A 25,967-nucleotide genomic window follows, 5' to 3' on the forward strand; every position below is an offset into this window, starting at 1 on the left:
TTCTTTGCCTATTTGCTCCAATGGCGAGAGAACCGAGCTCTCGTAAGCCGTCGGAGAAAGTTGTTTAAGTTCATGAATTTAAATAGCTTTAACCCGCTTAAGTAGCGATGCTTCCACGAAAGATGTTCTCATCAAAGAGGATTCAGTGTTCGATTCTTCCGTTGCTTAAAATTTTTGCGACTTCGAGTTTTCATTAATGTTGGGACAACTAAAGTTCGTGAATTACACTCTTCAGAATAACCGCCGAGAGTCTGAAAGATTTTTGATTGCAATGTGGTCACCTAAAACGACTTTTCACACCTATATGAATGACTTCCCGGTCAGAGAGACCGAGTTGGTTCAACTGGGTGGTGGGCCGCTTGGGTTGCGTGCAGAGATGGTATTTGGCGCCGACGCTATCCTCTCAAAGGTCAAATGTGATGCCAATACAGTTTGGAGAATGCTCGCTGCAAAAGACTGGGTCGGGCTTGTCCTGCCAATCACTTGGCAAGGAACCTACAAACTGGATGGTTGGGAAGCAGCACCAGGAGATGTGTTCCTGCTTGATGGCAGAGTTGAGTTCACTACCAGCGCTAGCAACCGTACATCCATTATGCTTGCAATACGCAGAACGCGGTTGATCGAAGCGATTCACCGCATTGCTGGATCTAAATTCATCGAGATCGACTCGAACCACGTGCTACTGCAACTCCACGACAATCAACTACACCAACTTAAATCCCGCATTACACGCATGTTTTCCGTCACTAAATTCCATAGAGACTTCACTGGCGGTTTGTTCATGCCACCAACACATGAAAAAGATATGTTTTCCTTTCTAGGCGAATTTCTTCTCGAATGCGTGCCTAAGAAGGCCTACAAGAATTTGCTTCCAAGCCCCGATTTTAAGACTGTGGGTCGAGCTCTCCAATTCGCGCGAAAGAACAGATATGAAGATGTTAATTTGGCTACCCTGTGTGAAGGCGCCGGAGTAGGAAGAACTACCTTATATCAAGCGTTTGACGGAGTTTATGGAATTACTCCTATGCAGTTCATTTATAAGTTGCGACTGACTGGTGCCAAAGAGTGGCTGTCAGATCCTTCTGACCCACCTCAATCTGTCAAGCAGGCCGCACTGAAATACGGATTTGTAAGCTTTGGACGTTTCGCAAAGAATTATCGTGAATTGTTTGGTGAAAGCCCTTCTGAAACTCTTCTCAGGGCACAATAACCGTTTGAACAATTGTCAGTATCAGCGCGACATTGAAATAGGAGAACACAACAGAGTTCTCCACAGAATGGGCACTTGTTCAATACTGTGCCACCTCAGTCGACTTCCTTCTTCGAACTCCACCAGACGGAATGGAACCGGTTCTGACAATTTGCGGACAAACTAGACACATGGGGCAGATGCGTGATCTTGTTAGCCCTGCTAGCGTGGACCGTTTCAAGGTGGACTACCAAAAGATCACCGACGTTGCGACGAGAATGGCAACAACAGTTCCGGAAGCCCGAAGGAAGTTAAAATCTCGAGGGATCTTGCCAGTTTGGGAACCCAAAGCGGCGGGAGTGGAGCTCTACAGAACCTCAGAATTCTAGAAGAACAAAAAGCTGAAGTAGCAGCCGCCCTTTGGGGCGGCCTTTTTGTTGCCTAAATTTTTTTGTGGGCGACAATGAGTTGTCAAGATGGGCGAAGTGGCCGCGGCATAATCAAGGGTGATAATAAATATATATAAAAATCAATGCTTTAAATTTTGGGAGCTGCCGATTATGGGTTATTTATGCCCAACGGAACAGCTGTGAACCGCCAGGCAATACGAACCCATTTCGGCGGTTTTGGCACCCATTAACGAGGTCAGTAGCGCCTATATTTCGTAAATCTGAGGCCAAAAACGAAAAAAACGCCGGGCCATTAATCGCCGACGCCTTGATTTTTTTGGTTCGAGTTTGCTAGCGCGCGCCGAAACCAGACGATAATTGAGGGCAACAGGCATTAGAAAGCGAAATCTACTGCGCCTGCCGTCAATGTTTGAGTTGCGCGGAAACGAACTTTTTAACGTGCAGACGAACCCAAAACCCAATTTCGGAGGCAGCAGCGGTTGTCCGGGGCAGTTTCACGCAACATGGGCAATAATAATCCTCGCTGATGTTGCAACAGGCAATACGGCGGAGCTTGGAGCCGCCTCAGCAGGTGTCACGAACTGGTTTTGCGCGCCGTCAGTTGTTTCTGAACAAATGGCGTTCTGATGAATAAGAGGGTTCGACACATCTCGTGTGTTTGCATGTGCGGCGGGTTTGCAAGTAAGAACTTGCTGCGTTTCGAAAGTTCGTCACACGACCGCACGCAAGAGACCGTTGTTCATGATGGTCAGCACCTGGTACATCTCTTCCCGAAGCTGCTCATTGCGCCGCTTGTCTTGGAAGCGTTCGACAGAAAGAAACCCTTCTATATCGAATTCCGGATCAATCGTGGCCAATCGTCGAATAGCGCGATTCAACCGCTCCGGGTCGCCCAAATGCAGGGCAGCTGCGGCTCGATATGCGGCTGCGCGCCGGGTCCGTCGCGGGAATGCTGTTGCTGCCTGAAAACAAGCTTCCCAGTCCCCCAAGACATAGTGCGCAATGACGCCCACTTCCCGGCAATACTCTGGAAGGAACGGGTCAAGAGCTTCGGCGCGCCTTTGGAAGACCAAACCCTTTTCTCCGTCGCCCAGATAATTGTGAACATTGCCCGCGTGCGCCACTATGTACGCGTGGTTTGGCGTAATCTCGAGCGCGCGCGTGTAATGATAAAGCGCATTGTCAAAGTCCTCTTTGTACAGGGACAGTGACCCCATGATCCGATGCACTTCAGCGTCATTACAGTCCAATTCCAAAGCGCGCCGCCCCATTTCCCAGTAGCGGTCTTCGTCCTTTATCCCAAGCCATTCGTCCCGTGTTGCTACAGCGCAGGCCAGCCATGCCTGAGCGCGACCGAACGCGGGGTCTTTTTCCAAGGCTCTATTCAACCATTTTATGGCGGCTTCGGCATTCTCGCGTGTGACCCCGCCAATGCGGTGATGGTGAAGCCCTCGTTTTAGGCAATCGTAAGCGGCCATATCTTCCGTAGGTTTTTCCCGGGCAGATTTTTCCGCTTGCCGCTCGACGCGACCCGCGACGGCGGCCGAGATTTTGGCAACCATATCGTCCTGAACATCGAACAATTCGTGCACGTCGCAGTCGTAGTTTTCGGACCAAACCTGCGCACCACGAGCCGCATCAAAAAGATGCGCGGAAATCCTCACGCGGTTTCCCAAAACCCTTACGCCCCCCTCAACCGCATACCGAACACCCGTTTCGTTACATATCGATTCTGGCGCGCAATCGCGTCCTTCCAACGAGAAGCTGGCATTTCGTGAAATCACGAACAACTCGGTGAAGCGGGAAAGCTCTGTGATAACGTCTTCTGTAAAACCTTCCGCAAAGTACTGCTGCTCTGGATCGATATTGCGGTTCTGGAAGGGAAGAACAATAACACCGTTATCACGTTGCTGAGGCTTGGCAGCCTGTGATTGAGGCAAGCCTTTCGTAAGCATGCAACTGTGCAGTCCGAGGTCTCCCTCAATCGCATAAAGTTCGATTGCATCTTCAATATTTTTGAAACGCCGGTGACCCATGGGCATGAACCGCACCTGCGCCCCACGTTTGGCTTGTTCGAATACTGCGCTTGAAACCAGAACTCCGCCCGGCTGGGCCTCTGCCTGAATGCGGGCGGCGATATTCACACCGTCTCCCAGAAGATCTTTCCCATCAACAATCACATCGGCAAGATGTATGCCGATCCGCAACTGGAGGCCGATTTCCTGTGCGTTATGAGGGGCCGATAGTTCACGCTGCAATTCAAAGGCCCCTCGGACCGCTGAAACCGGACTGGTGAACTCCGCCAACGCTCCATCACCAGCCCAGCTTATGACCCGAGCACCATGACGCTCCGCCAAATCGCTGACGATATCCCGCAATCGCTTAAGGCGCTTAACTGTGTCCGCTTCAGAGCGTTGCATCAACGCGGAGTATCCGACAACGTCCGTCGCAAGCACTGTGGCAAGACGCCGTTCCATTCTGATCTCCCGGCTAACAAGCTTTAGCAGTATATCATTTTGAAAGACTTAAATCGATTGTTCCCAGTGGGGACCGGAGGAAAATCAGAAAGAATGCTGAATGCCAAAGCGACAGCAAGCGGATTGAAGGCCAATGGCAAAACTTGTTGCTTCCAGCTTATAGGCAAGCTTTGAAAAAGCCTCCGCAAAGGATCTGGCTGTTGGACTTCGTTGAGCCTCGCTTTGCATACCAATCACGCTGCGTCGGTGGCCTCCAAGGCGATTGGCAAACGTCTGTGTCCTAGTTCACAGACCTCTCCTGTGATGGCGGTTAACGTAAGGTCAGACACAGGAGATCGATATGCTTCGTCAGACCTCAAACGCCACGTTTGCACAGACCGCACACACAGCAGGTTTCGTTCGCCCATTGGTTCGTATCCTGCGTCTTTGCACCCAGATGCAGCAGCAAGTGAACCGCTACCATTAACATTCCAGTGAACTCGGAATTGGGACGAAGGTTCTTTGGCAAGTATTCGGGCTGGGGTGGACCCGTACTGATCCCAACACTTCGCTGAATGCGAACTATTTGCCGAAGTCGTGAGTTTTTATCAGCTTGCCTAGATAATCGCGTGTCTCAGCATCCCAAGTGCTCGGATCTTCTCCGTGCGCGATCACCGCGTGAAGTTCCATCAATTTCCATACTTCATCTTCTGTAGAAGCCACGACCTTGCCGGGGCAGGTTTCCATGCCGTCGCAGTCTTTGCAGGCGTACGAAAAAGCAGTACTCATTGTGTTTTCCTCCAGTGTAACTCCGCGGTTCGTCTAAAACTCCTCAAACTTAGGAAGGCCGTCATTGAGCTTGATCCACGGTTGTTTGTGAGAAACGAAAATATGGGCCTTGGGCTCTGCAGCGGATGGATCGTCCAAGGTGGAAGCGGCAAACCAAGCGTCCTTACTCCAGTCCTGACCTTCGATCTCCCCCTCGGCTGCATAGGTCAGAGTGGTGCCGCACTGCGGGCAAAAGCCGCGCGTGACACCTGGTGTTTTTTGAACTGTTCGGATTTCGCCCTTTGTTACAGCAAAATCCTCGGACGCCACTTTTGCCCAAGTGACAAAAGCCCCGCCAAGTGCCATTTGACATGATCTGCAATGGCAATGGCCAGACCAGACTGGGGCCGTGTTAATCCGGTAACGAACTGCACCGCAGTAGCAACCACCTTCAAAACCTTGCATTTGGATAGCTCCCTTTGTTCGAGAGTTGGCGACACGGACGATAGTTTTTTTCGCCAAGTCGGCGTGATCGAGTTCGACTGTCTTCACCCAAGCATTGCCAATTCGTCGCCGTTATGCGAGTCAATTGTTCTGCCCATATATTAGAAAAACTATCATATGAATTGGTTGAACCTGCCGTCTTTGAACGCCCTCCGCGCCTTTTCTGCCGTGGCAGAAGTGGGCAGCTACACCTTGGCCGCAGAATGCTTGAACGTAACGCAAGCTGCAGTCAGTCAGCAGGTAAAGTCCCTGGAAAAGCACCTGGGCATACCTTTGGTTGAAAAACGTGGCCGAGGTATTTCGTTGACCTCTCAGGGGGAACGTTTGGCTCGTGAGCTCAGTATAGGCTTTGAAATTGTTGGCCGAGGCGTGGAGCGCGTAACAGAGGCAGCAACAAACCGGCCAGTACAGGTCACGATGTCACCAGCCTTCGCCGTGGAGTGGTTACTTCCGCGTATGGCTGAATTTCAACGCGCACACCCGGAAATTACACTTATGCTTAATCCAACGTCACAGTTGGTTGAACCTCGTCCGGGTGGGATCGACATAGCAATTCGATATCATGACAAACGTAGGCCAAGGCCGGATGAAGACCCGGTTCTGATTTCTGACATGATTGTCGTCGCCACGCCGGAATTGGTTGAAGGTAAGGACCTGAACAGTCCGGAATCATTAACGCAGTTTCTGTGGTTGCAAGAATTGGGAACAAACGAAGCGAGCGACTGGTTTACCTTCCACGGTGTCGTTCCAGAGCAGCCTCTCTCAGTCAATCACATGCCGGGTAACCTGATCATGGCTGCCGTTCGTAGGGGCGACGGCATTGCCTACACAGCGCGTGCTTTTTTTCAGGATGATCTTCAGGCAGGCAGAATGGTGGAGTTGTTTTCTGAGCCATTATTTGGCGTCTACTACATCCACACTCTGCCGGATCATCATCGACCTGAGGTAATGCTGTTTCTCAAGTGGCTCCGATCGAAGTCAGAAGTCGTGTCAACAGAGGCGGGTGTTTAGCGGGAAGTGCCAAAAGAAACCAAATGCTTGCCGAAGCTGGTCGTTTTAGCCCTTTTGGAAAGTTCCGCGCCCGCCGCGTATATCCGACTAGGACCAAGAGTATTAGGATCAGGTCCACATTCCTGAATTGTGATTCAGGCATCATCCGGGAGTAAGCTGTCGCAACTTCATGTGTGCGGCTTGAAAGAAACTGTCGTGTCCAGCGCATTTGGGTTTCTCACTCCAAGCCACGATCACACTGTTGAAGCGGGAATTCACAATGGAGAGCCAGTAATATTGCGGCCACCTTATTATGCGGTGTCAGACTCCTGGATGCTTTTTTGTGACCGGGCGCAGAAGGTTTTGATGGCTTCGGTAAATAACCTCATGCGGCGGTTCATACGTCTGTTTTCAGCATGCACCAGAAAAATGCCCCAGTTTTCGATTTTTACTTCAGGTAGGACCTGAACAATGTCGTCAGAGTGTTGCAGATGTCCAAGGATGAAATTGGGAAGGCGGGCTATTCCTAATCCTTGCTTCATGGCGTTCAGCAAGAACGTCCCGCTGTTGGAGTTGAGGTATGGTTGGAACTCAAAGATTTCCGTCTTTCCGGGTGTTGAAAGAAACTCCCATGTTGCGCGGTGGGCTGATCCAAAGAACAACAACTGATGGTCATGGAGATTTCGCAGTTCTTTTGGGGCAGGATGAGTCTCCAGATACCCTCGACTGCAAAACAGTCCATGCCAAACAGAGCCGACACGCGTTGCGAGTAGCTTGGCCTCGGGTTCGTTCGTTATCCGGATAGCCAGATCGAAATTCTCTCGGGACAGATCCACCTGGCGTTCGTCGAAGTTTACGGTGAGCCGGATTTGCGGGTATTTCCGCTTAAAGTCAAAAAGTGCGGGCTGAAGGAATGAAACACCAAACTCCAGCGGAACACTTACACTTAACGGTCCTTCGACCACGGCGGAAGTGCTTGTGAAATCATCCGTGATTTCATCCATATCCTGTACCAGTCGGGTTGCTCTCTGAAACAGTTCGCGACCGGTCTCGGTTATTTCCCAGTTTCCACGCTGCCGGTCGATCAGAACAGTTTCATAGCGACCCTCCAGTAGAGAAACCCTTCGGCTGACAGCGGATTTTGCAATTCCAAGGCTCTGGGCAGCCCGCGTTATGCTGCCCGCTTCTATGACTGCAACGAACAGTCGCATGTCTTCCATCTGGCCCACGGCATCGTTCTCCAAATTAGAACAAGGTGGGCTAATATTAGTCTCTGGGTTGAAAAAATGAACCAGTTAGTCTGAAGCGAAACGATGCGGCACGTCTTAACACGTGGCACGGTTTGCGGCTTGGAAAGGACAGCTCATGGGACTTCTGCAAGAAGGACGCTGGGTAAATCAATGGTACAACACCTCGGATACCGCAGGTCGGTTCGTGCGGCGGGCACCACAGTTCAGGAATTGGGTCACAGCAGACGGCGCGCCCGGACCAAGCGGCGAAGGCGGGTTCAAGGCCGAAGCCGGGCGTTACCATCTTTATGTTTCTCTGGCGTGTCCTTGGGCGCACAGAACGCTGATCTTTCGCACACTCAAGGGACTGGAGAAAATGATCTCGATCTCGGTCGTGCATTGGTACATGGCAGAGAACGGTTGGACACTTCGACCCGGTCCAGGTGCCGTGCCGGATACAATCAACGGCGCAGATTTTCTGCACCAGGTCTATACCGCTGCAAAACCGGACTATTCCGGGCGGGTGACAGTACCGGTTCTCTGGGACAAAAAGACCAAGACCATTGTTTCGAACGAGTCCCCCGAAATAATCCGGATGTTCAACACGGCGTTCGACGGGATCGGAGCAAAGCCGGGGGACTACTATCCAAAGGAGCTGCGCCCCGAGATTGATGCCCTGAATGACCGGATTTACGACACCGTGAACAACGGGGTCTACAAGGCGGGATTTGCCACCACGCAAGATGCCTATGAAGAGGCGGTCGTCCCTTTGTTCGAAACCCTGGACTGGCTGGACGAGCGTTTGGGCAAACAGCGTTACCTGACCGGAAACAAGACTACCGAGGCAGACTGGCGCCTGTTCACGACGCTTGTGCGTTTTGACCCGGTTTATGTGGGTCATTTCAAATGCAATATCCGCCGGATCGCGGATTATCCTAATCTGTCGGAATATGTACGGGATCTGTACCAACAGCCCGGCGTCGCAGCGACCGTCAACATGGCGCATATCAAGGACCACTATTATGCCAGTCATGAAACGGTGAACCCGTCGCGGGTCATCCCGATAGGTCCCTGTATCGACTACTCCTTACCCCATGATCGCGACAGATTGGATTAAGACATGACAACCACACCACCCATCATCGCCGCTAAGACCCCGGAACGTGTCGAGCTTGAGAAAGGTAAAACCTATTTCTGGTGCCGGTGCGGGCGCTCGCAAAAACAGCCCTTCTGCAACGGCAGCCACACCGGAACCGGGATTGCCCCGCTGAAGTTCATGGCAGAAAAGGACGGCCCGGCTGTTTTGTGCCGCTGTAAAGCCAGCGCCAATGCTCCGTTCTGCGACGGCAGCCACACCAGACTGGGTGACCTGTCCGAGGGCGACCCGGCACCCGAACCGGTGAGCGATGTGCCCAAGGCGACGCCGACCCCCGAAGAGCCAACGGTTGCCCGCATTCATGAACTGGCAAGGGACGGCCTTTCCAAGTTGGGTCACCACGGGGAAATGGGCGCCATGGGCGTGCCGCGCAAAGATTTGCCGCATTGGGACGACATCCAGATTCTGCCCGCGCAGATGGCGCGAAAGCCACTGCTGGATGGCGCCTTGGTATCGACCTCGGTCACAATCGGCCCACGGGCCACCAAGCCGCTGAAACTGGATATCCCGCTATTTGTCTCCGACATGAGCTTTGGGGCCCTGTCTGAGGAGGCAAAGACCGCATTGGCACGTGGCGCCGAACTGGCCGGGACCGGCATCTGTTCCGGAGAGGGTGGCATGTTGCCGGAAGAGCAGGCGGAAAACTCTCGCTACTTCTACGAACTCGCCTCGGCCAGGTTTGGCTGGCGGCCGGAGTTGGTGGAACGCGTACAAGCCTTCCATTTCAAAGGGGGACAGGGCGCGAAAACCGGGACCGGTGGCCACCTGCCTGGCGAAAAGGTGCAGGGAAAAATTGCCGAGGTGCGCGGGCTGGAGCCGGGCCAAAACGCGATTTCGCCTGCGACCTTCCCAGATCTGGAAGGCCCGGAAGACTTCCGCAAACTGGCGGATGAGGTGCGGGAACGCTCTGGCGGTATTCCGATTGGCTTTAAATTGTCCGCAAATCACATCGAGGACGACATCGACTTTGCGCTGGCGGCCAGCGCCGATTACATCATTCTGGATGGTCGGGGCGGTGGCACTGGCGCCGCTCCGCTGATTTTCCGTGATCATATTTCGGTACCCACGATCCCGGCGCTTGCACGTGCCCGGGCGCATCTGGATCAAAAAACAGGCCACGAAGTTACACTGGTTGTCACCGGCGGGCTGCGCGTGGCCGAGGATTTCACCAAGGCAATGGCTTTGGGCGCTGATGTAATTGCGGTCAGCAATTCGGCCATGCAGGCCGTTGGCTGTATTGCGGCTCGCATGTGTAATTCCAACAATTGCCCGGTTGGTGTAGCGACGCAGAAACCCGAGCTGCGGAAAAGGCTGGATGTACAAGTCAGCGCGGAGAGGCTTGCGCGCTACTTCGGTGCGAGTGTCGAACTGATGCAAGTATTGGCAAGAGCCTGCGGTCACCCATCGCTGAGCGATTTCAGTCTGCGCGATATCACGACATGGAAACGCAGTGTCTCGGATTTGAGCGGAATTCGCTTTGCCGGTGTGCGGACATAGACAGCGGCTGTGCAGCCGTGGGTCTAACGGTCGGAACATTTGGGCCACACATCCTTGCGGAAAGGAGTAAGCTCATGCTTGATAACCACTATATCCGAACCGAAAACATGCCGGGCGAGATGCAGATCTTGCTCGAGACATATCCGCGCGACAGTTGGGACTCCCATCCCGGCTTCAAAGAGAAAACGCGCCACTGGCTGGGCGCCCATCAGATGTTTCGCCGTCTTGCCGAATTGGTTCGGACCGATGCCGAGCATTTTCTGGACCGAACGGTGTCACCCGACGCGTACGCCGCCCGTTTGTCCTATTATGGCAACGCGCTTGTCGGCAATCTGCGCGGCCATCACGGCTGGGAAGATCGCAGTTATTTTCCCGAACTCTCTGCGGCGGACCCCCGCTTTGATGCGGGCCTGGAGGTATTGGAAAAGGATCATGCTGATCTTGATCTGGTCCTTGATCAATACACCCGAACAGCCAATCGGGCGATCAAGCTGATCCATCTGGATGAGGCCCAGGCACGTTCAGAGGTCGGAGCGCTGCGCGATACGTCGGAAGTGATCGAGGCCTTTCTGAAACGCCATCTAAGTGATGAAGAAGAGCTTGCGGTGCCTATCATTCTGCACCACCGTCTGAGAGGGTGAAGCTTGAACAATGACGGACCGTTCTAAACAGGAAGACCAGTCAAATGCCGAACTGCGCCGCGCCCGAGGGGAATTCGTGCGCGGCGTCAGCGGTTTCCGGCATGCCATCGGCGATACTGATTTTCCCGCAGAACCGGGCAGGTATCACCTGTTTGTCGCGCTCAACTGCCCGTGGTGCCACCGGGTTACACTGGCCCGCAACGTGTTGGGCCTGCAGGGCAGTATTTCGATGGATGTGATGTTTCCCAACCGAACAGACGAAGAAGACCCTGAAGGCCCGAACCACTGGCAATTCGCACCCGACCTGGTGGCTTCGCTGACCGGGACAGCACTTCCGGAATGCACCGCCGAGACCGGCACTGGCCAGGGTTTCAGGCTGGTGCGCGACATATATCGGGCAGAAAGTTCTGAAGAAAAATCGGTTCCAATCCTGTACGATAAAAAGTCAAAGCGCATCGTCAACAACGAAAGCGCCGAGATCATTCGCATGCTGGATCGCAATGCGGTCGAACTGGGCAGTTCGCGTGGCAACGATGAACGGCCAGTTCTTTACCCGGATGATCCGGCCATTCGGACAGAAATCGACGAGCTGAACGAACTGGTTTACGTCAATATCAACAACGGTGCCTACAAAGCCGGATTTTCGTCTGATCAAAGCGTATATGCGGCGGCTTTCACCGCCTATTTTGACACTCTGTCACAGCTTGACACACGCCTTGCCAGCGACGGTCGCATGTTTCTGACGGGCGATCATTTCACCGAAGCAGACCTTCGCCTGTTTCCGACGCTGTATCGACACGACCCGGTCTATTACCTGCGTATGAAGCTCAACGGTGCCAAGATCCTTGACTACCCGAACCTATGGCGCTGGCTTTGCCGCGCGCATTCCGTGCCGGGCGTGGAAAACAGCGGTTCAATTGAACACTGCCGCCAAGGGTATTTTGGTCGAAGCTGGAATGGTGTTGTACCCCTTGGCCCCACGAAACCAATGACATACCCCGAGGCCTACAAACATCCGGAACTAGCGGACCATCGCCATGCGAAGTGATCTTCATTTTGGGCGCGCATGCAACGTTTCAACATCGACTGACCCAGAGTTGCCGCCCCATATGCGATACTAACTGCAGCAGTCATCCCCCAACTGGATTGGCGGACATGGGACCGTCGCGTAAGAGCAGAATACACAGCAATCGCCCTCCAGCGGCTTCAAAACGGCCTTGCATGACTTGCATTCATAGAACCACTGGCAGGAGTCTGTTGGCATTTTCTCGGTTTCGACGTGCCCACATTCAGGGCAAGTCAGAGTACTGTCGAGCACCACGGTTTGTTTCGTCATTGTCTCACATCTTCATGATTAGATAGTCGTTGATCTGAGCCTCTTTGAACACGATGACCCATGCCAGTGCGGTGATCAACGAGCTTCCTGCTAGCCACCACTTCAACTGCCCCAAGGCCCTGTTTCGATGAGATAGAAACCACCCAATCGCGACCAGCGCTGTTGAGATGGCGAGAACGTAATAACTTCCCGCAGCAATTTTTCCGAATACCGCCAACCAGCTGCCTCCCAAGCCCAGCAACATCACGGCCATTGGAAGAACACAGCATGTTGCGACGCCCAGAGCAGAAGCCGATCCAAGGTAGCTTAGGATCACGTATTTCTTCATGTTTCACTCCGTGGGTATTCAATTTGATCGAGTTGAGGCACCAACTGTCAGATTGTATAACTCCTGTAGCGACTACAGGATCAAGAGGGGTCAATTCACATGATTGCGATAGGAGAGGCTTCCCGGCAAAGCGGTGTCAGAATAGAAACCATCCGCTATTACGAACGCGAAGGTATCGTACCAAGACCCGCGCGAGCTCTGAACAATCGCCGCCTCTATTCAGCGAACGATGTCGGAAGACTTCGCTTTCTGAAGAAGTGCCGTGACCTGGGGTTTCCGCTTTCAGACGCCAAGGCGCTTTTGGAACTGTCAGAGGGAAGTACCGATGACTGCCGATCAGTCAAAGAATTAGCCGAGGCTCACATTGTCAGTGTTCGTAGCAAGACTGATGAACTCAAACGCCTGGAGCGCGCCTTGAAAGAGCTTACAGCCAATTGTGATAGTGGCAACGTTCACTGCCCGATGCTGCAAAGACTGAGAAAGATGGAAGACACCTGACGTGGGCTTCTGGGTCAGAACCTGGGTTTCGAGTAGCCGACATTTCACGTCAGACCAAGGTCTGTGGTGCGGTAAGAGATTGTAGTTCATAGTCGATTTCACAATGAGAGGAAAAATAGCTGACTTGACAATTGGCAATTGGTCGCTGTCGCGAGTTTTTCTTGCGGCCAGCATTGCTGTGATGGGCACTGCGACCGCGATAGTTGGGGTCTGGGTGTCAAATCGAATTCAGAATGCTGTCGTCCAGAATTCCGCCAACTCTGCCGCGCTTTATATGGAAAGCATCGTTTCCCCCCTCAGTCAGGAATTGGCGCACGGCGACCGAATTTCGGAGCAGGCAAGCCGGGCACTGGACGAGATATTCATGACCCAGCCAATGCGCGACCGCGTTATTTCCTACAAATTCTGGAAACAAGGAGGTGTCATCGCCCACGCCTCGGATACTGCGATAATTGGCAGCCGGTTCAGCCTGACCGACGATCTGAAGCAAGCTTGGGGCGGAAAAATCTCCGGCTCTTTTGAAGAGCTTGATCATGCCGAAAGCGCCGCCGAAGCGGCCCTTGGGATACCTTTACTTGAAGTGTACAGCCCCATTCGCGAGCTTTGGTCCGGTGAAATCATTGCGGTTGCGGAGTTCTACGAAAGGGCTGATCAACTGGAACTGGACCTTGCCAAGGCAAGAAGAACAAGCTGGTTGGTTGTCGGCTCGGCATTTGTGGCCAGCACGATCGTGTTGTTTTCGATTGTTGCAATTGGTGACAACACAATTCAGCGACAGGGGCGTCTTCTGGAAAAGCGCCTTGCAGAAAGCGAACAGATGGCCGAGCAGAACGCCCAGTTGCGGTCACGTGTCGTCGAAGCGTCGGAAAGATATGCCACGCAGACGGATCGGTTTCTCAAGAAGCTTGGTGCCGAACTGCATGATGGTCCCGCTCAGTACCTGTCTCTGGCTGCCCTTCGATTGGAAGCAGCGTTTCCCGAAGGGTCTGCCAAGCCCAAAGAGGCCGAAGAAATTCATCAATCCTTGCAGAAGTCCCTTGCAGAAATTCGTGCATTGTCGCGGGGGCTGTCGGCTCCGGACATCGACAATCTTGCTCTCATCGATGTCGTGAAGAGGGCCGTTGAAGATCACTCGGAACACAGCCCGCTGCGGCCGGAGATTTCGTTTCAGGGTCGCCAGTCGCCGGAATTGTCACTGTCGGACAAGTTGTGTGTTTTTCGGTTTTTGCAGGAAACGCTCTCCAATGCAGCAAGATATGCCCCGGGTTCGCGATGCACCGTCACCAGTGAAGTGCAAAGTGACCGCATCGTCATTCAGGTCAGCGACGACGGACCCGGTTTTGACACTTCGGACGAAACCGTTTTGCGCGACGATGGAGGGCAGGGATTATTGGGCCTGCGAGATCGGGTCGAGAGCATTGGTGGCAGGTTCAGTGTATCGTCGCGCCCCGGCAACGGCACCACAATAGCAATGACATTATTTCCCAGAAAGATGAGTGCATTATGACCACATCTGTCGTTATAGCGGATGATCATCCGATTTTCAGGGACGGCCTGCAGCGTACCTTGGATGAGGCCGACGGGTTCGAGGTTCTCGCCGCCGGTTCAAGTTCGGAAGAGGCGATAGCGCTCGTCGGATTGCATCAGCCAGACATCGCCATTCTTGACCTCTCGATGCCGGGAGGCGGGATAAGCGCAACACGCATGATTGCGGCAATGACAAACCCACCCTTCATTGCGATCCTGACGGTCTCGGAAAACAGCAGTGACATTGCGGATGCACTGGAAGCCGGAGCCATAGGGTACATTGTCAAGGGCGTGACAGCGAGCGAGCTGACAGCTTCTCTGCGCAGCATTGCTGCGGGCGAAGGGTTTGTCTCGCCGGGTCTGGCCTCACGCGTGCTGCTTAAGATCAACAGCGAAAACGGTGCCCGCAAAAACAGAGACATCCTGAATGATCTCACGCATCGCGAGGAGGAAATCCTGCGCCATGTGGCCAAGGGGTTGAGCAACAGGGAAATCGCCGTAGGGCTGGGTCTTCAGGAGAAAACCGTGAAGCATTACATGACGGCGATCTTGTCCAAGCTTCACGCGCGAAATCGGGTGGAGGCCGCTTTGATAGCGCACGATGCTTGGAACAGAGGAGACTAATCGCCGTGTCTTCGATGAATAAGGCGGTCTCTGCTTATGAGAGACCGCCTGGGGTACTTCTGCCAGGAGCGCCGTTTAATTTGCGATTGCCTGCAATCTGCGTCGATCCGAGGCGGTTGCGTTTCTTTCAACAACAGTCCGGTTGAACGGATCTTTCAGTTCATAGCGCCCAAACTCGATCTCTTCTTTCCACCCATTGGCGTAGTTCACTTCGATGTTGTCGCCTTGGCGTTCAATTTTCGTGGGGCGACTGCCAGATGCGCCGCCTTGGCCACTTGAGCGTACGTTGTTGATTGAGATGCCGTTCGCCAAAGACCGCAGTCGTGAGACGTCGGCACCAGTCGCGGGACGCTCCTCGACGGTTCGGTTTTGCGCATTCTTTCTTTCATAGCGACCGTTTTCGATCTCTTCCTTGGTTCCGTCGGCGTAACGAACTTCGATGCCGCTCGCATTTGTCTCAACCTTCGTTATCCCGGCCGAACCTGTTGGTCTGCCGCCGGTCTGAGACCGATCCTTTTTACCGCTGCCCCTGTTGGAGCGCTTTGAGTCATCATCATCGTCATCATCATCATCACGACCGCTTTTGCCCGATCCTGAATTGTCGTCACGATCATCATCCCGGTCGTCGTCACGATCGTCATCCCTGTCATTGTCGCGATCATCATCTCGGTCGTCGTCGCGACCATCGTCGCGGTCACCACCACGGCCGCTGTTTCCCGATCCCGAGTTGTCGTCCCGGTCATCGTCGCGATCATCCCCGTCTTTGCCCTTGCCGCTTTTGGCGAACGCGTAGACCGGTTCAAACTGAAGGCGACCGTCTGCGTCAAACTTTGGCACGTAAGGCGTCGCTGCAATCAACGAAGCCAATGCCACTGTGCTTAGAAGTTGACCTAACTTTTTTTGGGCTTTCATATCCGCCTCCAATGCCGTTTGACGCGTTTTTTGATACTGAAGACAGGCTACCCTTGGTCGGGCCTTCCCACATCGGGCTTAGGTCTGACGATTTTCAAGCCGAACGTCTTAGCCAAGATCCTGTGGCCTTTTGAACCACCGTCAGTTTCGGGGCGCATCACAGGGGCGGTTTCCCGATACCAAAGACCCATTTCCTCGAACGGCAGTTACTCCGGCACAGGCGCAGCGGACGGCAGGGAAACGGCTTTGAGATAGGCGGCAATCGCCAAGCGGTCGTCATCTGTAAGCTGTGATGTGTTCTCGATGACCTCCGCCATTTCACCACCCGCGCTGTCATAGTCCGGTGTGAAACCGGATCTCAGGTATTCCGCTATGTCAGCTTCAGACCAATCAAGCTGGTCGGCGGTCAGGCCGGGGATGCGACCCTTGCCGCTTGGGTTTGGCGCGCCTGCCAGCCACAGATCACGTTGCAGACCACCGAAGGAATTTCGCGGTGTGTGGCATTCAGCGCAGTGTCCTAACGCCTCGACCAGATATCGGCCTCGGGCTTGTTGGTCCGTCAGGTCGCCTTCAACCACCCAACCTGGCTTCAGGTACAAAAGCTTCCATCCCCCCAGCCCGCGTCGAATGCTGAATGGAAAGCCGACCTCATGCGCGTTACTTTCCACGGCGACAGCTGGCAGGGTGCCGAGGAAGGCATGGAGAGACGCAACATCCTCCAAGGTCATGTTGGCATAAGACGTATAAGGAAAAGCCGGGTAATAATGTTGCCCCTCGGGACCCGTGCCATGAAGCAGGGCGTTGGCCAGATCCAGCGCAGACCAGGACCCAATTCCGGCTTCCCGATCACTGGAAATGTTGGGGGCTATGAATGTGCCAAAACCCGTTTCAAACCGACGCCCTCCGGCGAGTTTAAGCTTCTCCTCTCCGGTGGCATCCGGCGCCGCGTGACAGGATGCACATCCGCCTGCATAGAAAACAGCCTCACCTCTGACGAGATCGGCGGTGACATCATTCAGTTGCGCCGGATCCACTCTTTGCGGTCGGGTCAGCAGTACACCAGCCAACCCGACTAAAATCACGACACCAGCGGCCAATCGCAAGAAACGCCGCACCTTCAGTGCCTCATCAGTTTTCTGGCGCTCTGTATGCCTTGTGACATGCCGTACAGGCTCCGCCCAATTGTCCCATCGCCGCTTTCACGGCTTCTACATCTTGTCCTGCCGCAGCCTGCATCGCAACGGCGGCGTCAGCCACAGCCTGCACCTTTGTTCCGACGTCGGGAAAGTTCTCCCAGATGGCGGGCAGGGCACGGGTGGCTGGGTCGGACGCATTGTCGGAACCAGCCGGCCACATTGCGGATTGATCGATCTGCGTCAGAACGACAATATTGTTGGCAGCCCGAGTTGCCGCCTCGGCATCGTATTCCACCTCTCCCTTTATCATTCCGCCGAGTGTTTCCAGATTAAAGGCATAAAGCTTCATGATTGAGGTCCGAGCTTTTACAGCCGGGTTCTGACTTTCCTGGGCGATGGCTGTTCCTATTGCGGCTACCGACAAAAGACCTGCCGCGAAAATCGTAATTTTCTTCTTCATGGTATTTCTCCCTGTTGAATACACCGAATGTTAGCTTGAACGAATTTTCTTGTAATTGTTTGTTATTCGTCGTCCCCTGTTAATTTATGAACAACGACAATTGGGATGATATCCGATACGCGCTTGCCGTCACCAAATACGGATCGTTGAATGCAGCGGCGTCTGCCTTGGGTGTCACACATGCAACGGTCCTGCGCAGAGTGGCCGCGTTCGAACAGCGAAATGGCTGCACTATCTTTCAGAAAAGCCCGTCGGGATATTGCGCGCTCCCCGAGGCCCGAGCAGTTCTTTCTGCCATGGAAGGCGTTGAAGACGCGGTCCTTTCGGTGGAGCGGGCAATTGTGGGTGCAAACCGGTCCCCTGTCGGTCGCGTGCGCATTGCATCCACTGACAGCCTCTGCCAGCTTGTGCTGCCAAAAATACTGACTGATATTTCAAATCTTTACCCCGGCTTGGAACTGACTTTGTTGAGTGGAAACAGCCACCATGATCTGCCCCGGTTGACTGCAGATATCGCAGTACGGCCGTCGGTTCAGCTTGGGGAAGGTCTGGTTGGGGAACGCTCGGGTACATTGTCGTTCGGAGTTTATGATGATGGTTCCCCAGATCAAAAATGGATGAGGCTTGATGGCGCATTAAGCCGCTCTCTCCCGGCTAACTGGATGGCGGAACACGTGAATGCTGACGATATAACCAACGGAGCAGACAGTTTTCTGGTCCTCCAGCAGATGGCGGCTTCGGGCGTGGGCAAGACCTTTCTGCCCACATTCATTGGCGACGCGGACGCCCGGCTTCGCAAGTCGGACGACGCGGTTCCGGATTTTGAGGTTCCGCTCTGGGTCGCGACACTTGAGGAAATCGCGCACACCCCGAGGTTTGCCGTCGTTCAGCGGGCGTTGGCTGGACGGTTACCCAAAGCACTGGCACGTTGACATCATACCGAAAAGAAGTACTGCGGCCATCTTTTCGGCAGAACAGCCATACTAAGAACTACCGCGTTTACGCGGGGCCAACACGCGTCTGTGCCTTAAATCATCATCTCGATAGAACCATGTCCGGTGATGAAATGGACCAGTTAGATGGGCAGGGTGGGCAACGTTGAAACCCGGTCAGAGTTTACGGAACACAAGGAAACTCGAGCGTAAGACTTGCGCCACGCGCGGCTTTGTTGATTGAAACCTGCCCACCGTGACGCTGTGCGACGGCGGCAACGATGGACAGGCCCAGCCCGCTGCCTTCGGAGTGCTCCAGTTGTGAAAATCGCCCAAAAGCTGCTTCGCTTTGGTCGGGGTCTATCCGCATGTGGACGTTCAGGCATGTACTGACAACATAGTGCTGCTCTGTTCGAACATGCACGCGGGCACGCCGTCTTACGCTGCTGCTGAACTGACCTGGGCGCTGACCATGGCCGGAATGCGGAACCTGCCGGCGCAAATGGAATCGGTCAAGGCAGGGCGCTGGCAATCCGGGGTCGGCAAGACACTGCGCGGGTGACAACTGGGCCTTTATGGCTATGGGCGTATTGCCCGGGCCGTTGCGGGCTATGCCGAGGCGTTTGGCATGAGCGTTGTTTGGTGGTCGTCTGAAGATGGCCGCGCCCGCGCAGCCGCCGATGGTGCGGCGGTCGCATCCAGCCGACAGGCGTTTTTTTCCGGCAGCGATGTCGTTTCGATCCATGTGCGCCTGAAACCGGACACCCGCGGTATCATCACGGCAGCCGACTTACAGGCGATGAAGCCCGGTTCGCTGTTTGTGAACACGTCGCGGGCCGGTCTGATCGAACCCGGCGCGCTGTTACAAGCGCTCAATAACGGCCGCCCCGGAAATGCGGCAATTGACGTGTTTGACACCGAACCGCTGACCGATCCTGACGACCCGTTGCTGTCGCATCCCAACCTGATCGCAACGCCGCATATCGGTTTGGTGACCGAAGATGAGTTTGACCTGCAATTTGCGGATATCTTTGATCAGGTGAACGCCTTTGCCGAAGGCGCTCCGATCCATATGATCAATCCCGAGGTCTGGACCAGCGCAAAATAAGATTGGCCGCGATGGGCGCGCCAATGATAACCAGCACAATCCGCGTCAGGTGATGAGTGATCACGAATCCCAAATCCGCGCCTGAAACAATGGCCAGCACAGTCATCTCGGCCTGACCTCCGGGTGCAAAAGCAAGGAACGCCTCGACAGGGTGACCCAGCCCGAGTGTGGTGACAACAGCCGTAAAACCCGCAGCCAAGATTGCAAGAACAACGACATAGGCAACGCCGGCGGCAACGACGCGGCGCAATTCGCCCCATGTGACGCCAACGAATTTCACTCCGATCCCGCACCCTATGAAGAACTGCGCAGCCAGAATAGCTTCACGCGGAGGACGGGAGTGGATGAAATCCCCCAAGGACAGAGCAGCGGTCAGGATCATCGGCCCGAGGATGGATGCGCCGAACAGGCCAATTCGCTCTCCGCCTTTCCAGCCGACCAAGGCGGCCAGAACCATGAGCAGAATTTCGTGCACCGGCAGATTGCTTGCGGGCTGCCCGATGGGGTTGGTCAGTTCAGCATCGTAGAACACTGTCAGAAACAGCGGTGCCAAAGTAACAATAATCAGAACGCGTGTACCGTGAATCAGCGACAGGGTGCGTGGATCGGCGCCGGCTTCGGTCCCGAAGATGATCATATCCTGCAATCCGCCCGGCATTGCGGCGTAGAATGCGGTTTTCTCATCGAACCCCCACACTTTGCGAAAGAACGGAACCCCGACCAGCGCGATCAGAATGATGAAGAAGGGGATTAGCATGATCGATGCCGCCATCTTGGGCAGTTCGGCGAACAGGGCAGGCGTGATCGAGGCACCAACAGCGACACCCAGAATGGTCCGGGCTGCGACAGAAACCTGACCAAACCCTTCCATTGGTGCGTGGGCCAGTGCCGCAATCAGGCAAGCGGTCATTGGGCCGAACAAAAACGGCAGCGGCAGGTCCAGCGCCCAAAAGATCGCGGTGCCGAACAGCGCGAGGCCAAGGGTCATCGACCGCTTCACGAACAGCGAAGTCTGGTTTCCTGGGGTGGACAAAGGTTGGTTTCCGACGCTGTTGACTCGCTATGTATCCAAATGTATACAAATGGACGCAATATGCAAGTGTGAGTGTTATGACTATTCAGGACGACCCATTACTGCCCGGCCCGCAAGGCAGCTCTGCCTATCAGAGATTGCTGGACGAGATCCGCGAAGGGTCGTTGTTGCCTGGTGACCGACTGCGGGAGATTGAGCTGTCCGATCGGCTTGGCGTCAGCCGAACGCCGGTCCGCGAAGCCATCCGTCAGCTTGAGGCCGACGGGTTGGTCACGCATGTCCCGCGATTGGGCGCGACGGTCCGCAGCCTGGATTACGCCGAGGTCATGGAACTGTACGAGATGCGCGCCGTGCTTGAAGGCACTGCAGCGCGCCTTGCTGCGCGGGCCGCGTCGGACGTGGAACTGGACGAGCTTGAGGTTTTGAATGAGCGTCTGGCCGAGGCGGGAACAGGTCCGGATGCGGCGAGGATCAACCGGATTTTTCACGCAACGCTACTGGATGCGGCCAAGAACCGGTTTCTGGCAAAATCCATGCTGTCCTTGCAAAAGGCTTTGTTGATCCTTGGCCCATCGCAACTGCTGGACAGCGATCGGGCTGAGGCTGCCGTGGCCGAACATCGCCGTATCATGGCCGCCCTCAAAACACGTGACGGGGCGGCGGCCGAGACGGAAATGCGAGCGCATATCCAGGCTGCGCAACGCATGCGCATTCGCGCATTGCAGGAACGAGATCGCACCAGCGATCAAGGCCAATAGGACAACCGGAAATGGCCCCTCAGACCGAAGCTTATGATATTGCAGTGATCGGCGGGGGAAATGCCGCCCTCTGCGCCGCGATGACGGCAGCTGAGGCGGGAGCCCGTGTTCTGATCCTGGAGGCAGCGCCGAAACCCTATCGCGGTGGAAACTCGCGTCACACCCGCAACTTTCGCTGTATGCATTCGGGCCCTCTGGGTCCGCTTGTCGAAGCGTATGGCGAGGACGAATACCTGTCCGATCTTTTGAAGGTGACCGACGGACAAACTGACGAGCGTCTCGCACGGCTGGCGATCCGCACTTCCGAGGAATGCCTGCCTTGGATGGAAGAACACGGGGTCCGGTTCCAGCCGTCGCTTTCGGGGACCCTGTCGCTGGCGCGAACCAATGCGTTTTTCATGGGTGGTGGCAAGTCCCTGGTCAATGCGTATTACAGGACTGCGGCAGGGCTGGGCGTTGAAGTGTTGTACGAGGCTGCCGTCACCCATCTGGAACTGAATAGCGACAGGGTCGAATGGGTCGACTATACCTGCGAGGGGCAGTCCCACCGCATCGCACCGAAGGCGATCATTGTTGCCTCGGGCGGGTTTCAGGCCGACACCGATTGGCTGACCCGTGCCTGGGGACCGGCGGCGCAAAACTTCCTGATCCGTGGTACGCCCTATAACCGCGGTGTGGTGCTGGCCGATCTGCTGGATCAGGGTGTCGATAGCGTCGGCGACCCGACCCAATGCCACGCCGTTGCGATCGACGGACGCGCGCCCAAGTTTGACGGTGGCATTGTCACCCGTCTTGACTGCGTGCCGTTCTCCATCGTCGTGAACAAGAACGCCGAGCGGTTCTATGACGAGGGCGAGGATGTCTGGCCCAAGCGCTACGCGATCTGGGGTCGTCTGGTGGCGGCCCAGCCGGAACAGGTGGGCTACGTGATCATCGACGCCAAATCGCTGAACCTGTTCATGCCGTCTGTTTTCCCGCCGCTTCAGGCTGATACTCTGGATGAACTGGCCGACATAATGGACTTGCCTGCCGGAAAGCTGAAGGCAACGGTCGCCGAATTCAATGCCGCCTGTGGCGACGGCAGCGGCTTCCATCCAACCGAGCTGGACGGAGTTTCCACATCCGGCCTGACACCACCAAAGACAAACTGGGCCCGCCCAATCTCGGAACCGCCGTTCTATGGCTACTCGCTGCGCACCGGTGTGACCTTCACCTATCTGGGGCTCAAGGTCGACGAGACGGCACAGTGTTCAACCCCTAACGGCAAGATCAGGAACCTTTGGGCGGCCGGAGAAACCATGGCGGGATCGATCCTGGGGCAGGGGTATCTGGCCGGGTTCGGCATGACCATTGGAACGGTGTTCGGACGCATAGCAGGACGTGAGGCCGCCGCTCATGCAAACTGAACTGATACAGGATGCCCGCCGTCAGACCGAGATTTGCAATGCCTGCCGGTATTGCGAGGGTTACTGCTCGGTTTTCCCGTCATTGCACGCCGAGCGCGCGTTCTCGGATGGCGACATCACCCAACTCGCCAACCTCTGTCACAATTGCAGGGGTTGCTATTATGCCTGCCAGTACACCGCCCCGCACGAGTTTGATCTGAACCTGCCTGCTGCTTTGGCCGAGGTGCGCCGTGACAGTTGGGAAAGCTTCGCCTGGCCCCAGCCTTTGGCGCGTCGCTTCCACACCCAAGGAGGGGCAATTGTGCTTGCGCTGGTCCTCGGTTTTGCCGCGCTGTTTTGGGCGGTCCGGGCAATCGGGTCTTCTGGCGGCGACGGTTTCTATGCGGCTCTTTCCCACAAAGCGATGGTGGCGATCTTTATGCCCGCCTTCCTGCTGCCGCTGTTCAGCATCGCCATCAGCTTGCGCCGCTATTGGCGTGCGGTTGACGGAAAACCGATCCAATGGGCCGATCTGACGGCGGCGTTCAAACGCGCCGGAACGATGCAGGATCTTGCCGCCGGCCACGGCGAAGGCTGCAATTTCGAAGATGAAGACCGGTTCAGCCAGGCCCGCCGACACGTGCATCAGGCGATCATGTATGGGTTCCTGCTTTGCTTTGCCTCAACCTCGGTTGCGACAGTGATGCATTACGGCTTTGGCCTGCATGCACCCTACGGATTCTGGTCATTACCCAAGCTGCTTGGCGTCTCAGGCGGTATCCTGTTGACCATCGGCTGTGGCGGCATGGTCATGTTGAAGCAGAAATCCGATCGTGACCTTGGCGACACCTCCGCGTGGGGCGGAGAAATGGGCTTTATCCTGTTGCTGGGGTTTGTTGGCCTCAGCGGCCTTGTCCTTTACGTGCTCGGCTCGACCACAGTGATGCCCGCACTTCTGGCCATCCATCTGGGGTCGGTTCTGACCTTCTTCCTGCTGATGCCCTATACCAAGATGGCACATGGGTTCTATCGCCTCGCCGCACTTATCAGAGATGCACAGAGGAAGCGCGGCACATAAATGGTTCGCACCAGCCGCTGCTTGCGCCCTGGATCGAAGGTGGAAAGGGTCCGGTCAGCGGGCTCTGGTCCTGAACAGGAGCAGGAACACGAACGCCGATCCGATTGAGGTTGTCACGATCCCGACAGGCAATTCCTGCGGGGCCAGCAACAAACGGCTGATAATATCCGAGCCCGTCAGCAATGCCGCGCCGACGAGAGCTGCGGTCGGCAGCAGATGGCCATGCAGCGGCCCCGCGATTCCGCGGGCGATGTGGGGGACCATCAGACCGACGAAACCGATGACACCGGCGACCGAGACGAACACCGCCGTTGCCAGCGCCGCAACAAAGAACATGCTGAACCGCAGTCCGCGCACGGGTACGCCGAGGGTGGAGGCAGTAAGATCGCCGGTCAGCAGCGCGTCGAGCCAGCGGCTGCGGTAGAGAGAAAAGCTCAGGATCAGAAGCAGGCCTGCGCAGACCAGCGGAAACGTCTCCCAGCGGGCCAGGCCCAGACCGCCCAGCATCCAGAAAATCACGGAATGCGCGGCGCGGCTGTCGCCTGCAAAAATCAGGTAGTTGGTGATGGCCGAGAACAGGAACGAAACCGCAAGCCCGGCCAGGATCAGTTTTTCGGGCGCGCTTGTGCGTAAACCGTGAACCAGCGCCAGCACGATGCCCGACGCCACAAGCCCGCCGCAGAACGCGGCCAACGGCAGGGTCCAAAAGCCCAGCACGTCGCCGGTCACGGTGATCACAAACACGGCGCCGGCCGCCGCACCCGAGGACAGGCCGAACAGGAACGGATCAGCAAGATCGTTGCGCGTTGTGGTTTGCAGGACCACGCCGACGATGCCCAACCCGGCGCCGATTACGGCCGCGAACAGGGCGCGCGGCAGGCGCAAATCAAACACGATCCGGTGCAAAGGCGACATGTCCCCGTCACTCAGACCGGTTCCCAGCAAGACAGCGGTGAACGTGTCGGAAACCGGAATGGATGTGGTGCCGTAGATGGTTGAGATCAGCAAAAGGGCGGCCAGAACGACCGCCCCCAGCAGAAGTGTCAGGCCGAGTCGGCCCATATCAGTTGAGATCCGGATGCATGGCCTGCGCCATTTTCAGGATCGCCTCGATATTTGCCGGTCCCGGGGTCAGTTCCTCGTACCGCAGGCCAATCCAGGCTTCATTCTTGACAGCATCTGTCTGGGACATAACCGGATGCTCCTGCAGAAATTTGAAGGTATCCTCGGCGCCGTTGCCGGTTTGGTAATCCAGCAGCACCAGAAATTCGGGGTTGGCGGCCGCTACCGTTTCCCACGAGGTGCGGCCCCAGCTTGTATCCATGTCATGGGTCACGTTTTCACCGCCCGCTGCGGAAATTATCGCATCGGGAATGGCAAACTTGCCCGCGGTGAAGGGCGCATCAGCCGGACCATCCAACAGGAAAACGCGCGGTTTGGGCAGATCGGCGGTCCGGGTTTCGATCTCGGTCAGTTCTTCTTTCCAACCATCAACCAGTTCCTTCGCCTTGTCTTCGACCTGCATGACCTCGCCCAGTCGCAGAACGTCATCAAACAGCAGGTTCATGCTGGCTTCGGGGCGGTCCTTGTCCAGATGCACGCAGCTTTCGGACAGGATCAAGGTTTTGATGCCAAAGGGTTCCAGCGTGTCAGGTGTCACGTCTCCGCCCGGCTTCATCCCGTAATACCAGCCCGCGAAGAACATGTCGGGTTCGACGGCCACAAGGTTCTCGACCGTTGGGTATTTGGGCGCAAGCTCGGGAATATCGCCGCGCAGCGTATCGAATTCCGGGCTGGTTTTGTACCATCCGGTGATGCCGGTCAGCCCGACGATCTTGTCTTGCAGACCCAGCGCAAAGGCCATGTCGGTCATGTTCATATCGTGCACGACAATCCGCTCGGGTGCAGTTTCAAAAACTAGCGACTTGCCGCAATTGTCGACGGCAATTTCTTGTGCCGACGCACCGCCTGCCAGGGCTGTGGTCAGGACCACCGACCAGATCTGTTTCATT

The 25,967-nt window shown here is 55.5% G+C and carries 28 protein-coding genes; 15 read left to right on the forward strand and 13 right to left on the reverse strand.

Annotation, left to right across the window (positions count from 1 at the left end; translation table 11 throughout):
• The first annotated feature begins 196 nt into the window (after window positions 1–196).
• Window positions 197–1,210: an AraC family transcriptional regulator gene (locus ACR0J8_RS05555; RefSeq protein WP_480889113.1), complete on the forward strand. Its 1,014-nt coding sequence runs from the start codon at window positions 197–199 to the stop codon at window positions 1,208–1,210.
• Window positions 1,211–2,309: 1,099 nt separating this feature from the next.
• On the opposite strand, the gene ACR0J8_RS05560 is transcribed toward ACR0J8_RS05555, so the two are convergent.
• The 3 genes from ACR0J8_RS05560 to ACR0J8_RS05570 all read right to left on the reverse strand — a co-directional run bounded on the left by ACR0J8_RS05560 (window position 2,310) and on the right by ACR0J8_RS05570 (window position 5,288).
• Window positions 2,310–4,076 carry an adenylate/guanylate cyclase domain-containing protein gene (locus ACR0J8_RS05560; protein WP_480524188.1) on the reverse strand — a complete coding sequence of 589 codons (1,767 nt, stop codon included), beginning with the start codon at window positions 4,074–4,076 and terminating at the stop codon, window positions 2,310–2,312.
• A gap of 561 nt (window positions 4,077–4,637) precedes the next feature.
• Complete coding sequence (locus tag ACR0J8_RS05565; protein ID WP_170614837.1) at window positions 4,638–4,844, reverse strand: DUF1059 domain-containing protein; 207 nt, start codon at window positions 4,842–4,844, stop codon at window positions 4,638–4,640.
• A 33-nt stretch (window positions 4,845–4,877) separates the two neighbouring features.
• Window positions 4,878–5,288, reverse strand: a complete 411-nt coding sequence (locus tag ACR0J8_RS05570; RefSeq protein WP_480524189.1) for a GFA family protein — start codon at window positions 5,286–5,288, stop codon at window positions 4,878–4,880.
• Window positions 5,289–5,444: 156 nt separating this feature from the next.
• Here ACR0J8_RS05570 and ACR0J8_RS05575 point away from each other — a divergent pair, with 156 nt between their 5' ends.
• The gene (locus tag ACR0J8_RS05575; protein WP_170614835.1) at window positions 5,445–6,338 is read left to right on the forward strand and encodes a LysR family transcriptional regulator; all 894 of its coding nucleotides are present in this window, start codon (window positions 5,445–5,447) and stop codon (window positions 6,336–6,338) included.
• 290 nt (window positions 6,339–6,628) lie between these two features.
• On the opposite strand, the gene ACR0J8_RS05580 is transcribed toward ACR0J8_RS05575, so the two are convergent.
• Window positions 6,629–7,537 (reverse strand): LysR family transcriptional regulator, encoded by a 909-nt coding sequence (locus ACR0J8_RS05580; RefSeq protein WP_480889236.1) that lies wholly within the window; start codon window positions 7,535–7,537, stop codon window positions 6,629–6,631.
• A 145-nt stretch (window positions 7,538–7,682) separates the two neighbouring features.
• Here ACR0J8_RS05580 and ACR0J8_RS05585 point away from each other — a divergent pair, with 145 nt between their 5' ends.
• From ACR0J8_RS05585 to ACR0J8_RS05600, 4 genes are all read left to right on the forward strand, one after another.
• Window positions 7,683–8,663, forward strand: coding sequence for a glutathione S-transferase family protein (locus ACR0J8_RS05585; protein ID WP_480524192.1), 981 nt, complete (start codon window positions 7,683–7,685; stop codon window positions 8,661–8,663).
• Between the two features lie 3 nt (window positions 8,664–8,666).
• Window positions 8,667–10,199: a glutamate synthase-related protein gene (locus ACR0J8_RS05590; RefSeq protein WP_480889116.1), complete on the forward strand. Its 1,533-nt coding sequence runs from the start codon at window positions 8,667–8,669 to the stop codon at window positions 10,197–10,199.
• Between the two features lie 74 nt (window positions 10,200–10,273).
• On the forward strand, window positions 10,274–10,840 hold the full coding sequence (locus ACR0J8_RS05595; protein ID WP_480524196.1) for a hemerythrin domain-containing protein: 567 nt from the start codon (window positions 10,274–10,276) through the stop codon (window positions 10,838–10,840).
• 10 nt (window positions 10,841–10,850) lie between these two features.
• Window positions 10,851–11,888, forward strand: coding sequence for a glutathione S-transferase C-terminal domain-containing protein (locus ACR0J8_RS05600; RefSeq protein ID WP_480524198.1), 1,038 nt, complete (start codon window positions 10,851–10,853; stop codon window positions 11,886–11,888).
• Between the two features lie 69 nt (window positions 11,889–11,957).
• Here ACR0J8_RS05600 and ACR0J8_RS05605 read toward each other — a convergent pair whose 3' ends face one another.
• Together ACR0J8_RS05605 and ACR0J8_RS05610 are read right to left on the reverse strand one after the other, a co-directional pair.
• On the reverse strand, window positions 11,958–12,176 hold the full coding sequence (locus ACR0J8_RS05605; protein WP_480442187.1) for a GDCCVxC domain-containing (seleno)protein: 219 nt from the start codon (window positions 12,174–12,176) through the stop codon (window positions 11,958–11,960).
• Between the two features lie 4 nt (window positions 12,177–12,180).
• Window positions 12,181–12,504, reverse strand: coding sequence for a hypothetical protein (locus ACR0J8_RS05610; RefSeq protein WP_480524200.1), 324 nt, complete (start codon window positions 12,502–12,504; stop codon window positions 12,181–12,183).
• 99 nt (window positions 12,505–12,603) lie between these two features.
• Here ACR0J8_RS05610 and ACR0J8_RS05615 point away from each other — a divergent pair, with 99 nt between their 5' ends.
• From ACR0J8_RS05615 to ACR0J8_RS05625, 3 genes are all read left to right on the forward strand, one after another.
• The gene (locus ACR0J8_RS05615) at window positions 12,604–13,002 is read left to right on the forward strand and encodes a MerR family transcriptional regulator (protein WP_480524202.1); all 399 of its coding nucleotides are present in this window, start codon (window positions 12,604–12,606) and stop codon (window positions 13,000–13,002) included.
• 124 nt (window positions 13,003–13,126) lie between these two features.
• A complete protein-coding gene (locus ACR0J8_RS05620) occupies window positions 13,127–14,509 on the forward strand; it encodes a sensor histidine kinase (protein ID WP_480889119.1) in 1,383 nt (460 codons plus the stop codon).
• Window positions 14,506–15,153, forward strand: a complete 648-nt coding sequence (locus tag ACR0J8_RS05625) for a response regulator (RefSeq protein ID WP_480524206.1) — start codon at window positions 14,506–14,508, stop codon at window positions 15,151–15,153. Before ACR0J8_RS05620 ends, ACR0J8_RS05625 begins: the two co-directional genes overlap by 4 nt.
• Before the next feature lie 75 nt (window positions 15,154–15,228).
• Here the strand turns inward: ACR0J8_RS05625 and ACR0J8_RS05630 are convergent, their stop codons facing one another.
• The 3 genes from ACR0J8_RS05630 to ACR0J8_RS05640 form a co-directional block, all read right to left on the reverse strand.
• Window positions 15,229–16,065, reverse strand: coding sequence for a hypothetical protein (locus tag ACR0J8_RS05630; RefSeq protein WP_480524208.1), 837 nt, complete (start codon window positions 16,063–16,065; stop codon window positions 15,229–15,231).
• 206 nt (window positions 16,066–16,271) lie between these two features.
• Complete coding sequence (locus tag ACR0J8_RS05635) at window positions 16,272–17,180, reverse strand: c-type cytochrome (RefSeq protein ID WP_480889121.1); 909 nt, start codon at window positions 17,178–17,180, stop codon at window positions 16,272–16,274.
• 13 nt (window positions 17,181–17,193) lie between these two features.
• Window positions 17,194–17,661: a cytochrome c gene (locus ACR0J8_RS05640; protein WP_170807858.1), complete on the reverse strand. Its 468-nt coding sequence runs from the start codon at window positions 17,659–17,661 to the stop codon at window positions 17,194–17,196.
• An 86-nt stretch (window positions 17,662–17,747) separates the two neighbouring features.
• On the opposite strand from ACR0J8_RS05640, the gene ACR0J8_RS05645 reads away from it, so the two are divergent.
• The gene (locus ACR0J8_RS05645) at window positions 17,748–18,593 is read left to right on the forward strand and encodes a LysR family transcriptional regulator (protein ID WP_480524212.1); all 846 of its coding nucleotides are present in this window, start codon (window positions 17,748–17,750) and stop codon (window positions 18,591–18,593) included.
• Between the two features lie 184 nt (window positions 18,594–18,777).
• On the opposite strand, the gene ACR0J8_RS05650 is transcribed toward ACR0J8_RS05645, so the two are convergent.
• Window positions 18,778–18,963, reverse strand: a complete 186-nt coding sequence (locus ACR0J8_RS05650) for a sensor histidine kinase (protein ID WP_480524214.1) — start codon at window positions 18,961–18,963, stop codon at window positions 18,778–18,780.
• A 48-nt stretch (window positions 18,964–19,011) separates the two neighbouring features.
• On the opposite strand from ACR0J8_RS05650, the gene ACR0J8_RS05655 reads away from it, so the two are divergent.
• Together ACR0J8_RS05655 and ACR0J8_RS05660 are read left to right on the forward strand one after the other, a co-directional pair.
• Complete coding sequence (locus ACR0J8_RS05655; RefSeq protein ID WP_480889124.1) at window positions 19,012–19,155, forward strand: hypothetical protein; 144 nt, start codon at window positions 19,012–19,014, stop codon at window positions 19,153–19,155.
• Window positions 19,156–19,158: 3 nt separating this feature from the next.
• Window positions 19,159–19,701 carry an NAD(P)-dependent oxidoreductase gene (locus tag ACR0J8_RS05660; protein ID WP_480524435.1) on the forward strand — a complete coding sequence of 181 codons (543 nt, stop codon included), beginning with the start codon at window positions 19,159–19,161 and terminating at the stop codon, window positions 19,699–19,701.
• On the opposite strand, the gene ACR0J8_RS05665 is transcribed toward ACR0J8_RS05660, so the two are convergent.
• On the reverse strand, window positions 19,670–20,689 hold the full coding sequence (locus ACR0J8_RS05665; RefSeq protein ID WP_480524218.1) for an AbrB family transcriptional regulator: 1,020 nt from the start codon (window positions 20,687–20,689) through the stop codon (window positions 19,670–19,672). The genes ACR0J8_RS05660 and ACR0J8_RS05665 overlap by 32 nt on opposite strands.
• A 122-nt stretch (window positions 20,690–20,811) precedes the next feature.
• Between ACR0J8_RS05665 and ACR0J8_RS05670 the strand changes: the two genes are divergently transcribed.
• Genes ACR0J8_RS05670 through tcuB form a run of 3 tightly spaced genes read left to right on the forward strand, consistent with a single transcriptional unit; the run spans window position 20,812 to window position 23,955 of the window.
• Window positions 20,812–21,492 (forward strand): GntR family transcriptional regulator, encoded by a 681-nt coding sequence (locus ACR0J8_RS05670; RefSeq protein ID WP_480524219.1) that lies wholly within the window; start codon window positions 20,812–20,814, stop codon window positions 21,490–21,492.
• Between the two features lie 11 nt (window positions 21,493–21,503).
• Window positions 21,504–22,898, forward strand: coding sequence for an FAD-dependent tricarballylate dehydrogenase TcuA (gene tcuA, locus ACR0J8_RS05675; protein ID WP_480524220.1), 1,395 nt, complete (start codon window positions 21,504–21,506; stop codon window positions 22,896–22,898).
• Window positions 22,888–23,955, forward strand: coding sequence for a tricarballylate utilization 4Fe-4S protein TcuB (gene tcuB, locus ACR0J8_RS05680; protein WP_480889127.1), 1,068 nt, complete (start codon window positions 22,888–22,890; stop codon window positions 23,953–23,955). The genes tcuA and tcuB overlap by 11 nt, the downstream gene beginning before the upstream one ends.
• A 54-nt stretch (window positions 23,956–24,009) precedes the next feature.
• On the opposite strand, the gene ACR0J8_RS05685 is transcribed toward tcuB, so the two are convergent.
• Complete coding sequence (locus ACR0J8_RS05685; RefSeq protein ID WP_170681002.1) at window positions 24,010–25,017, reverse strand: iron ABC transporter permease; 1,008 nt, start codon at window positions 25,015–25,017, stop codon at window positions 24,010–24,012.
• A 1-nt stretch (window position 25,018) separates the two neighbouring features.
• Entirely contained in the window at window positions 25,019–25,966 is a 948-nt protein-coding gene (locus ACR0J8_RS05690) for an ABC transporter substrate-binding protein (RefSeq protein ID WP_480524224.1), read from the reverse strand.
• Window position 25,967 lies beyond the last annotated feature (1 nt).

Source organism: Ruegeria sp. N11 (assembly GCF_056531525.1).